The following is an 11,890-nucleotide window of genomic DNA, read 5'->3' on the forward strand; positions in this document are numbered from 1 at the left end:
GCTGTTCGCAGCGACACGAAAGCGAAAGGCTGGGCTGACCCGGAGATGAGGGACGTGAAGGCGAAACTGCGTGTGCTCGTGGCGGCCGCGACGGTCGGTGGTGCGGTGTTGACCGGGTGTGGTGACGGCGGTTCCCCCGGTGCCGCGCCCACGGTGTCCAAGACCAAGCTGCAAACCATGGCGAAGGAGAAGCTGGAGGCGGCGGCCAAGCGCAAGGCGAAGTCTGTGACCTGCGACGATGGAATCGTCGGGAGGGTGGGGACCACCCAGCATTGTGTGCTGACAGCCAAGGACGGCACCAAGTACGGCGTTACGGCTACGGTCAAAGCTGTCGAGTCCGGCAAGGTCAACGTGGACTTCAAGGTGGACGACAAGCCGAGTTCGTGACCGGTTGGCCCGGGTCGGGGCTAACAGGTGGGTAACGCATCTGGAATTTGCCGGGGGTCCAGGTAAATTCAATTGTGTGACCGATCACAACGGTGAGCGCGACGAGGCGCTCCCACATGGTGTCCAGGGCGCGGCGGACAGGAATTTCGCCTGTACGGTCCGCGGGTTCTCGAAGCTGTTTCCCGGCCGGAAGTACGGCGGCGGAGCGCTGGTGGTCGTTCAGGACGGCGAGCCCGTCGTCGATGTCTGGACCGGCTACTCGGATCGCGCGGGTGAGCAGCACTGGACAGCCGATACCGGCGCGATGGTGTTTTCCGCGACGAAGGGGATGGCCTCGACCGTCATCCACCGACTGGTCGACCGCGGACTGCTCGAATACGACGTCCCGGTGAGTGCGTACTGGCCTGATTTCGCGGCCAACGGCAAATCCACCATCACCGTGCGGCAGGTGATGGCGCACGAAGCGGGGCTGTCCCAGCTCAATGGGGTCAGCAAAGCGGATCTGCTGGACCACCTGGTGATGGAGAGCCGGATTGCCGCTGCACCGGTGAACTCCCTGCTCTATGGCAGGCAGGCCTATCACGCGCTGACCTATGGCTGGCTGTTGTCGGGTCTGGCCCGCGCGGTGACCGGGAAGGGCATGCGCGAGCTGTTCCGTGTCGAACTGGCCGAGCCGTTGGGAACCGACGGTGTGCACCTGGGTCGTCCACCGCTGGAGGCCCCCACCCGTGCCGCGCAGATCCTGGGACCGCAACGGCGCTGGCCCAACCACTTCTTCGATTTCGTGGCACCCCGGGTCGCCGCATTGAACTTCTCCGGCGCTTTCGGCTCGATGTATTTCCCCGGCGTGATGTCGCTGGTTCAGGGGCAGACCCCGTTCCTGGACTCCGAGGCGCCCGCGGTCAACGGCGTGGCCACGGCGCGCGGCCTGGCCAGGATGTACGGCGCAATCGCCAACCGAGGCCGACTCAACGGCCTGGAATTCCTGTCTGAACCGACGGTGGACGGTCTGACCGGTTCATCTGGCATCCGCGCAGACCGGAACCTGGGGGTGCCGCTCGGCTTTCACCTCGGGTACCACTCGGTGCCGTTCGGGATCATGCCCGGATTCGGGCACGTCGGGCTCGGCGGTTCGGTCGGCTGGGCGGACCAGGCCAGCGGCCTGGCGGTCGGCTTCGTGCACAACCGCTTGTTGACCCCGATGGTGCTCGACATGGCCGCTTTCGTGGGTCTGAATGCACTCATTCGCAAGGATGTGGCTCGCGCCCGCGAGCGCGGGTATGCCGCCGTACCGGACCTCGGGGCTGCGCCATACGAGGTGTCCAAGCCCGCGGCCGGATAGGCCCGCCTTCTCGATGTCGGCCGGCCTGGCGGGCACCGTCGGGCCGGTCTTTCGTTGCGGGGGGCCGGCGGCGGTCTGAGGCCGACGGTGTTCCACCCCGTCATAGGCAGTGATATGCATCACATGTGTCCCACTATTGGGATAGTCGACCCGGTGCTGCAGCGCATGTCCGCCGTTAACCTGGGCGAATTTGCCTTGACGGGCCGGCAGTGGGTTCTGTCACGCGTTGCGCTCAGCCGTGGTCTGGATCTCAATCGCGCCGAGCCTCGATCCCCGAAATTGGTACGTCCACGTCCCAGGGTTGCGATACTTTCCCGCCGATTCATGATCACTGCAGGTTGCGAGGTTGCATAGTCAACAAACGCCATTAGCTGATGGGCTGGCTGGGTACACTTTCGTACCAATATGGCGCCCTTGCCGGGTGAAACGTGAATTCGGTTCAGCTACGGTTTCGGTAGTTTGCGTGCCGCTGTCAAGCTAACTAAAGCCGGGCGACTAAAGCCGGGCCGCCTGTGGATTAACTGTGAGGCTCGAATCGAACACCGATTCCACAACATGGACAACCTGCGAAATGGTCTACCGAATCTTGAAAGTTGCGATTCATTAGTTAACGAGATAAATATCCCAGCGTGCAGAGGATCTGGCAGTTGGCTGGTGATTGCGTTGTGCTGCAACATAAGTCATGAAAAACACAACGAAGCGGTGCGCCGTGTCGCCGTCTCGCCGGGCGAATTGACCGCCTCTGCCACTTTTCGGTAATCGCTTCCGTCAGCGAACGTGCGAGCATTTTTGCGATCAGATGTTTCCAACATGTAGGTGAGGGCGCACGCTAGGCTACGGACCTTCGTTGGCAACGACTCGAACCGGATATGCGGATTCGGTACGGTGCGTCGATGACGACGTGGCACACATTCTTATGCGCAGTCTTAGTACGTTGATCGCAGCTTTGCTCGCAGATCACATCGAGAGAGGTTGAGCCGACTTGGCCGAGACTCCAGTAACCCTGATTGCCGTCATCGGCATGGGCTGCCGGCTCCCGGGCCAGATCGAATCGCCCGAACAGTTGTGGGCGGCACTTCTGCAAGGCGACGACCTGGTCACCGAGGTGCCCGCCGCGCGGTGGGACGCTCAGGAGTTCTACGACCCAGAACCAGGTGTGCCGGGCCGGTCGGTGTCGAAGTGGGGAGCGTTCCTCGACGACGTGGCCGGTTTCGACGCCGGATTCTTCGGGATCAGCGAGCGTGAGGCCACTGCGATCGACCCACAGCACCGCCTGCTCCTGGAGACCGCCTGGGAAGCCGTCGAACATGCCGGCACCGACCCGGCAACCCTGTCCGGCTCGCTGACCGGGGTGTTCATGGGATTGACCCACGGCGACTATCAACTGCTCGCTGCCGACGCCCACTCGATCGAGGGTCCCTACGGCTTCACCGGCAACAACTTCAGCCTGGCGTCTGGCCGGATCGCCTATCACCTGGGTGCACACGGCCCCGCCTACTCGGTGGACTCGGCCTGCTCGTCGAGCCTGCTGGCAGTGCACAACGCCTGCCGCAGCCTGCACGACGGCGACAGCGACGTCGCTTTGGCCGGCGGGGTCTGCATCGTGCTCGAGCCTCGCAAGCTGGCCTCGGGGTCGGCGCAGGGCATGTTGTCTCCGACGGGGCACTGCCATGCGTTCGACGAGGCGGCCGACGGATTCGTGGCCGGAGAAGCCGCCGCGGTTGTGATGCTCAAGAGGTTGACCGACGCAGAACGCGACGGAGATCGGGTTCTGGCCGTCATTCGTGGTTCCGCGGTGAATCAGGACGGTCGCACCGTCAACATCGCCACCCCGTCGCGAGATGCCCAGGAAGCTGTCTACCGGGCGGCGCTGTCGGCAGCCGAGGTGGACCCGGCTACCGTCGGACTGGTCGAGGCGCACGGCACCGGCACTCCGGTCGGCGATCCGATCGAGTTCGCGAGTCTGGCGTCGGTTTACGGGACAGCCGCACCGTGCGCGCTGGGCTCGTCGAAAACCAACTTCGGTCACAGTCAATCGGCATCGGGTGTGGTCGGCCTGATGAAGGCGGTGCTGGCGCTGCAGCACGGCATCGTTCCGCCCAACCTGCACTTCACCCGCCTGCCCGAAGACATGGCGCGCATCGACACAGATCTGTTCGTCCCGCAGGAAACCGTCGAGTGGCCGGTCACCGGGGAGCATCCGCGCCGGGCCGCGGTGTCGTCCTACGGCTTGTCGGGGACCAACGTGCACGCCGTGTTGGAGCAGGCGCCGGCCACCGAAGGGGTCGCCGGGTCGCGGGGCCGCACCGGTTCCGCACTGTTCGCGCTCTCGGCAACGTCTGCGGAGGCGCTACGGGAGACTGCGGGACGGATGGCCGACTGGTTGGCCGACCGGGCCGACGTCGACCTGACCGATCTGGCCTACACGCTGGCGCGCCGACGTGCGCACCGGCCCGTGCGTACCGCAGTGCTCGCCGACGACCGGGTGAGCCTCATCGCGGGCCTGCGTGAGATCGCCGACGGCGAGGTGCCCTACGAGCCCGCCGTGGCGCAGGACGATCGTGGTCCGGTCTGGGTGTTCTCCGGTCAGGGATCGCAGTGGGCCGCCATGGGAGCCGGGCTGCTGGCGTCCGAGCCTGCGTTCGCCGCGGCCGTCGCCGAGATCGAACCACTCATCGCAGGTGAGTCCGGATTCTCCGTCACCGAGGCGATGACGGGAGCCGACGTGGTGACCGGAATCGACCGGGTACAGCCCACGGTGTTCGCCGTCCAGATCGGTTTGGCGGCAACTCTGCGCTCCCGCGGCGCCGAACCCGGTGCCGTGATCGGACACTCGATGGGCGAGGTCGCCGCCGCGGTCGTGTCAGGGGTGTTGTCGCTCGACGACGGTGTGAAGGTGATCTGCCGGCGCTCGCGGTTGATGGCAACACTGTCCGGTGCCGGTGCGATGGCCTCGGTTGAGCTGCCGGCCCAGCAGGTGTTGTCCGAGCTGGCCGCCCGCGGCATCAACGACGTCGTGCTGGCGGTGGTGGCCTCGCCGAAGTCGACCGTGGTCGGTGGCGCGACGGAGTCGATCCGCACTCTCATCGCCGAGTGGGAGAGCCGCGACATCATGGCCCGCGAGGTTGCCGTCGACGTGGCATCCCACACGCCTCAGGTCGACCCGATCCTCGACGAACTTGCCGACGAGCTCACCGATCTCGACCCGGCTGAACCGACCATTCCGTACTACTCCGCCACCTTGTACGACCCACGGGATCTGGCTGAATGGGACGCGGACTACTGGGTGGACAACCTCCGGCACACCGTCCGATTCGCCGCCGCGGTGCAGGCGGCACTCGAAGACGGGTTCCGGGTGTTCACCGAGCTCGCGCCCCATCCGCTGCTGACCCACGCCGTGGACCAAACGGCGCGCACGCTCGACATCCCGCACGTGGCCCTGGCCACGATGCGACGCGATCAAGAACTTTCCGGCGGGTTGCTCGGCGTGGTGGCCGAATTGCACAGTGCCGGAGCCCAGGTCGACCTCGCGGCGGTGTGCCCGGACGGCCGGCTCGTCGACGCACCGTTGCCCACCTGGAATCGCCAGCAGTTGATGCTTGTCCGCGATCCCAACGAGCTTGCCCCCGGCGGCGCCGTCCTCGCGGTGCATCCGCTGCTCGGCGCGCACGTGCGGCTCGCGGAAGAACTCGAACGCCATGTGTGGCAGGCAGATGTCGGCACCGACACACAGCCGTGGCTGGGTGATCACCAAGTGCACAACGTCGCAGCCTTGCCGGGTGCGGTCTACTGCGAGATGGCGTTGGCGGCCGGGCGCGCTGTCTTCGGTGACGCCGCAGAGCTTCGCGACATCACGTTCGATCAGATGCTGCTGCTCGAGGAGCAGAGTCTGGTGTCGGCGTCGGCGTCCGTAACCGGCGATGGGGCCGCCGATTTCGTGGTGGAAACGCTGAATGAGGGCGAGCGCGTGCGACGTGCCGCTGCACGGCTTCAGCGCAACGACGACCCAGCGGTACCGGCCGTTCACGACATCGCCGCGCTATTCGACAGCCACCCGCAGCGGTTGGAAGGTGCCGAGACGCGGGCCGGCTTCGCCGAGCGGGGAATCCAGTACGGCCCTGCCTTCTCCGGTCTGGTCGCCGCGTATGTCGGTGCGCCGGAGGGGGAGACCGCCGATACGGTGCTCGCCGAGGTGGCGCTGCCCGGTTCGATTCGTTCGCAACAGGGCATGTACGGCATCCACCCGGCGCTGCTGGATGCCTGCTTCCAGGCCGTCGGCGTCCACCCCCGCTTGCGTGGTGACCTCACCGGCACGCTGATGTTGCCGCTGGGAGTGCGGCACCTTCGCGCTCATGGATCGACCCGCAATGTGCAGTATTGCCTGGCGCGGGTGACCGAGTTCACCCCGACGGGCGTCGCGGTCGACATCGAGCTGATCGACGAGCAGGGAATCGTGCTGTTGAGTGTCGGCGGATTACGTTTGGGCACCGGCGTTTCGGCCAGTGGACAGCGTGAGCGCACGCTTGGCGACCGGCTGCTGGCGATCGAGTGGCGCCAACAGGAGCTGCCTGAACCGGACTTTCGCGATCCGGGCCGCTGGTTGCTGATCAGCACGTCCGATGCGGCGGACCTGATGGCGACCAGGCTGGCCGACACACTGAAGGCACACGAGGTTGCCGTCACGACGATGGCTTGGCCGCAGCGGTCCGATCACACCGCGCGAGCCGCGCGGCTGCGTGAGCACCTGGCCGCCCGGCCGTTCAGCGACGTGCTCGTGGTGACCGCGCCGCGCAACGGCATCACCGACGACCAGGCCGGCAGCCGGGGCGGTGACAACGTGCGGCACCTGGTGCACATCGCACGGGAGTTGCCCGAGGTTCACGGCGAACCACCACGGTTGCACGTGTTGACCCGCAACGCCCAAACGGTGTTGGCCGAGGACTCCGCCAACCTGGAGGAAGCGGGTCTGCGCGGCCTCATCCGGGTGATCGGGATGGAGCATCCGCGGCTGCGGGCCAGCCAGATCGACGTCGACGACTACACCGACCCGGCGCGTGTCGTGGCGCAACTGCTGGTCGGCTCCGACGAGGACGAGACCGCCTGGCGCGGTGGCAATTGGTATGTGGCACGGCTGATTCCGGGCCCGCTTCGGCCGGAGGAACGTCAGACCACTGTGGTCAACCCGGCCCGCGAGGGCATGCGGCTGCAGATCCGGACCCCTGGCGACATCCAGTCACTGGAACTGGCGGCGTTCGAACGGGTGGCTCCGGGGCCCGGGCAGATCGAGGTATCGGTCACCGCATCGAACCTGAACTTCGCTGATGTGCTGGTGGCGTTCGGCAAGTACCCCAGCTTCGAAGGAAAGCTGCCGAAACTGGGCGCGGACTTCGCCGGTGTGGTCACCGCGGTGGGTGCCGGTGTGGTCACCCACCAGGTCGGTGATCAAGTGGGTGGCATCTCGGCCGACGGTGCCTGGTCGACGTTCGTCACATGTGACGCGAACATGGCCGTGACGCTCCCGGCGGGAGTGCCGGTGAACCGCGCCGCGGCGGTGCCGAGCGCGCATGCCACCGCCTGGTACGGCCTGCACGACCTGGCCAGGATCTCGGCAGGCGACAAGGTGTTGATCCATTCCGCCACCGGCGGTGTGGGGCAGGCGGCGATAGCCATCGCCCGCGCTGCGGGTGCCCAGATTTTCGCCACCGCGGGCAGTGAAGCGCGCCGGGATTTGCTGCGCGGCATGGGTATCGAGCATGTCTACGATTCGCGGAGCACTGATTTCGCCGATGAGATCCGCCGGGACACCGACGGTTACGGCGTCGACATCGTGCTGAACTCGCTCACCGGAGCGGCTCAGCGGGCCGGACTGGAACTGCTGTCCTTCGGCGGCCGGTTCGTCGAGATCGGCAAGCGTGACATCTACGGCGACACCCGGATGGGGCTCTTCCCGTTCCGCCGCAACCTGTCGTTCTATGCGGTTGACCTGGCCTTGCTGGCCTTGACCGAACCAGATACCGTCCGGCGTCTGATGGAGGTCTGCTACGGCCACATCGCAGACGGAACCCTGCCGCTACCGCAGACCACTCACTACCCCCTGCAGGACGGTGCCACCGCCATTCGCGTGATGGGAGCGGCCGAGCACACGGGCAAGCTGGTGCTCGACATCCCCGAAGGCGGCCAGATCCCGGCGGTGGTCCCGCCGGAAGAAGCGCCCGCCTTCCGGTCGGACGGTGCCTACATCGTCACGGGCGGCCTGGGCGGGCTCGGGTTGTTCCTCGCCGAGACGCTCGCGTCGGCTGGCTGCGGCCGCCTCGTGCTCAACGGGCGATCCGCGCCGTCCCCGGACGCCCTGGCTGTCATCGACCGGATACGCAGTGGCGGAACCGAAATCGCCGTGGAGCTGGGCGACATCGCCGAACCCGATACCGCTGTCCGACTTGTGGAAGTGGCGTGCGCGACGGGGCTGCCGTTGTGTGGGGTGTTACACGGGGCGGCCGTGATCGAAGACGCCGTACTGGCCAACATCACCGATGATCTCGTCGAAAGAGACTGGGCACCAAAGGTTTACGGTGCATGGAATCTGCATCAGGCCACCCTCGGTCAGTCCTTGGACTGGTTCTGCTCATTCTCCTCGGCAGCGGCCCTGGTCGGCTCGCCGGGGCAGGGCGCGTACGCCGCGGCCAACAGTTGGCTGGATGCGTTCACCCATTGGCGGCGCAGCCAGGGGTTGCCCGCGCTGGCGATCGCATGGGGCCCGTGGTCGGAGATCGGCCGCGGCACCGGTCTGGCCGATGGTTCTAGTGCGGCGATCTCGCCTGACGAAGGGGCCTACGCCTTCACGACGTTGCTGCGCCACAACCGTGCGTACAGCGGGTACGCGCCGGTGCTGGGCACGCCGTGGCTCACCGCGTTCGCGCAGACGAGCCGGTTCGCCGAAGCGTTCGCATCGTCGGCGGGCGCACGTGGCGGCGCCGGCGGCAGCGCGTTCCTCTCCGAGTTGCGCGCCCTTCCCCCGGCCGAGTGGCAGGCCCGGATGCGGAAGATGATCGCCCAGCAGATCAGCACGATCCTGCGCCGCTCCGTCGACCCGGACCGCCCGCTGGCCGAATACGGTCTCGACTCGCTCGGAACCCTGGAAGTCCGCACCCGGATCGAGGCCGAGACGGGCATTCGTGTCGGCGCGACCGATATCAGCACCATCCGGGTTCTGGCCGAACGCCTCTGCGACGCACTGGCCCCGGATTCGCCCGTGTCGGTTCCGTCGTGACGGCGGGGAACGCGGCGCTGTCCAGCGTGGTCATCAAGACAGGAGATACGCATTGGTTGCGATGAAACCCATTCACGATTGGTCGGGCGAGCCCGGCGAAGTGGTGTCGTGGAATCCATCGCAGGCGTCGGTGGCCAAGGTGGCCGGAGCTCCGGTCAGTGATGTGCCGGTGAGCTATCAGCAGGAGCAGCACCTGCTGGCGTTCCGTAGGCACGTGTCGCAGGGCACCGACATGGCCAGGCTCAACATCCCGGCCTGGGATGTCCCGGGCCGCTGCGATATCCGCGCGATGTCTCATGTGATCAACGCGTACCTGCGCCGGCACGACACCTTCCACAGCTGGTTCGAGTACGTCGAGGATGGTTCGATTCGCCGGCGCACCGTCAGCAACCCTCGCGATATCAAGTTCGTGCCCACCAAGCACGGCGAGATGTCGGCCGACCAATGGCGTGAGCACATTCTGGCCACGCCGGACCCTTGGCAGTGGGATTGCTTCCGATTCGGAATCATCCAGCGGGACAGCCATTTCACGATGTACATCAGTGTCGACCACGTTCACACCGATGCGATGTTCATGGGACTGGCTTTCGTCGAGATCCACATGATGTACCAGGCACTGGTCCAGGGCGCGGCACCGCTGCAACTGCCCGATGCCGGTAGCTACGACCGGTACTGCCTGGAACAACGGAAGTACACGGCGGCACTCGATCTGAACTCGCCTGAAGTGCGGGACTGGATCACCTTCCTGAAGGCCAACGACGGAACCCTGCCGCGGTTCCCGTTTCCGCTCGGGGACCCGTCGCTGCCTCACACCGGCGACGTCATCACCGTCCAACTGCTCGACAAGGAACAAGCTGACCGGTTCGAGAAGGCCTGCATCGCGGCGGGAGCGCGGTTCAGTGGTGGCGTATTCGCCTGTGGCGCACTAGCGCAATATGCGTTGACCGGTGAGGACACCTACCGGGTCATCACCCCGACCACGACGCGACGCAGTGAGAACGAGTTCATGACGACTGGTTGGTTCACGGGTCTGGTGCCGATCACGGTCGAGTTGCCCACCCCGTCGTTCAGTGCCGCGGCCCGTGTCGCCCAGCAGTCCTTCGACGGCGGCATGGACCTGGCCCACGTCCCGTTCGAACGCGTCTTGGAATTGGCGGATCCCGACAGCGGCATCCGCAGCCCGGATCCGGGTGTGCCGATGTTGTCGTATCTGGATGCAGGTCTGCTCTCGCCCGCGGTGATCGCGGAATGGCAGCGACTCAATGGCACCCTCTACAGCGATTCCCGGTCGGCCTTCCAGGTCGGTATGTGGGTGAACCGGGTCCAGGATTGCACAACCGTCACCGCCGCGTTCCCCAGCAACCCGGTCGCGCGGGAGTCGGTGCTCCGGTACCTCGAAGCGATGAAGGCTGCCTACCTGCGGGTGGTGGAGGGGCATGACGAGGTGGTTCACGCCGACGAGGTCGGCGGTGCAGCGGCACTCGGACTGAAGACGGCGTGAGCACGGACATGCTGGAGGTTTCTGCGCGATGACGGGTTCCGCCATGCGATCTGAGGATCGGCTGTCGTTCACCGACCAGGCGATGTTTCTGGGCCTGCGCGCCACGGGCCAGGAAGCCGTCATGCAGTGTGTATGGATCTACGAACGACCGATCGACTACGACGGGGTCCGGCGCTTCTACGAGGGCATCGGCCACGGCGTTTTCGGTCGGCGAATCGAACGCTCGCCATTGCCTTTCGGTCGTCATCGGTGGGTTTCGGCACCGGGACCTCAGGCAGAACTGGACATCGCCCGTCCCCGCAGCCGCGGCGAACTCGGCGCGTGGGTGGACGAGCGGGCCGCCATGCCCCTCGACCCCGAGCACGGTCCGGGCTGGCACATGGGCGTACTTCCGATGACCGACGGCTCGACTGCGATCTGCCTGGTCGGCTCGCACTGCCTAGGAGACGGTGGCGGCGGGATCCTCACGATCCTGAATGCGGTGTACGGCAACAAGACTGATTTCAATCATCCTGCGCCGTTGACGCGGGCCCGGTGGCGCGCAGTGCGATCCGATCTGGGTGAGACTCTGCGCGGAGTTCCCGAGGTGGCCCGCACCGTGGTTGGGGCGGCCAAACTGGCCCGGCGGCGACGTGGTGACATCTCGCGTTCAGGCGCGGCCCGGCCGCGCCAGGTGAGCGGCGCCGACGACCGCGTGTACATGCCGGCCGTCACCGCCTACATCAATGCCGAGGATTGGGGCCTCCGGGCGAAAACCCTGGGTGGAAACAGCTATTCGTTGGTGGCCGGCGTGGCGGCCAGGCTTGCCGCGGCGATAGGGCGAGTGCGCGACGAGGATGGTGCGGTCACGCTGAACATTCCGCAGAACGACCGCACCCTGGACTGCGTCGACACCCGGGCGAACGCTGTGCTGCTGGTCAATGTCGCCATCGACCCCGAGACGGTGACCACCGATCTGTCCGGCGCTCGGGCCGCGATCAAAGCCGGACTGGCCACCGCACGCGATGTCCCCGACGAGACCCTGCAGTTGCTTCCGCTGACGCCATTTATCCCGAAACGGGTGGTGCGCAAGATGGCTGACATGGTCTTCGGATTCGCCGCCGATCGGCCGGTGTCGTGTTCGAACATGGGGGAGGTCCCGGCGGCGGTGGCTCTGGCCGACGGTACCGAAGCCGATTACCTCTATTTCCGGGGGATCGACCGGTACGCCACCCGCGGAGCCCTCGAACAGCGTCGTGGGCTGCTCACCGTGGTCGCCTGCCAGGTCGACGCCAAGGTCTCGTTGAGCATCGTCGCCTATGAGCCGGGTTCGGAGAATTCCACGCCGTGGCTGCACGGACTGGTGGCCAACACCCTGGCCGACTTTGAACTCACCGGCGTGATCGAGTAGTTC

The 11,890-nt window shown here is 66.2% G+C and carries 5 protein-coding genes; all 5 read left to right on the forward strand.

Going from position 1 to position 11,890, the window contains the following annotated elements:
* The first annotated feature begins 45 nt into the window (after positions 1-45).
* The 5 genes from E0T84_RS02895 to E0T84_RS02915 all read left to right on the forward strand — a co-directional run bounded on the left by E0T84_RS02895 (position 46) and on the right by E0T84_RS02915 (position 11,887).
* Positions 46-387 carry a DUF4333 domain-containing protein gene (locus E0T84_RS02895; protein ID WP_249383556.1) on the forward strand — a complete coding sequence of 114 codons (342 nt, stop codon included), beginning with the start codon at positions 46-48 and terminating at the stop codon, positions 385-387.
* A gap of 76 nt (positions 388-463) precedes the next feature.
* Positions 464-1,729: a serine hydrolase domain-containing protein gene (locus E0T84_RS02900; RefSeq protein WP_138743712.1), complete on the forward strand. Its 1,266-nt coding sequence runs from the start codon at positions 464-466 to the stop codon at positions 1,727-1,729.
* 982 nt (positions 1,730-2,711) lie between these two features.
* Positions 2,712-8,996 carry a type I polyketide synthase gene (gene pks2, locus E0T84_RS02905; RefSeq protein WP_256366444.1) on the forward strand — a complete coding sequence of 2,095 codons (6,285 nt, stop codon included), beginning with the start codon at positions 2,712-2,714 and terminating at the stop codon, positions 8,994-8,996.
* A gap of 52 nt (positions 8,997-9,048) precedes the next feature.
* Complete coding sequence (locus tag E0T84_RS02910) at positions 9,049-10,497, forward strand: condensation domain-containing protein (protein ID WP_171054882.1); 1,449 nt, start codon at positions 9,049-9,051, stop codon at positions 10,495-10,497.
* A gap of 43 nt (positions 10,498-10,540) precedes the next feature.
* The gene (locus E0T84_RS02915; protein WP_249383557.1) at positions 10,541-11,887 is read left to right on the forward strand and encodes a wax ester/triacylglycerol synthase domain-containing protein; all 1,347 of its coding nucleotides are present in this window, start codon (positions 10,541-10,543) and stop codon (positions 11,885-11,887) included.
* The last annotated feature ends 3 nt before the right edge of the window (positions 11,888-11,890 follow it).

It is taken from the genome of Mycobacterium sp. DBP42 (assembly GCF_005924235.1).
In the GTDB taxonomy this organism is placed as follows: domain Bacteria; phylum Actinomycetota; class Actinomycetes; order Mycobacteriales; family Mycobacteriaceae; genus Mycobacterium; species Mycobacterium syngnathidarum.

Bases quoted from the DNA above. Each gene is read 5' to 3' on its own strand.
- E0T84_RS02895 (WP_249383556.1), top strand. From the start codon at position 46: ATGAGGGACGTGAAGGCGAAACTGCGTGTGCTCGTGGCGGCCGCGACG.
- E0T84_RS02915 (WP_249383557.1), top strand. From the start codon at position 10,541: ATGCGATCTGAGGATCGGCTGTCGTTCACCGACCAGGCGATGTTTCTG.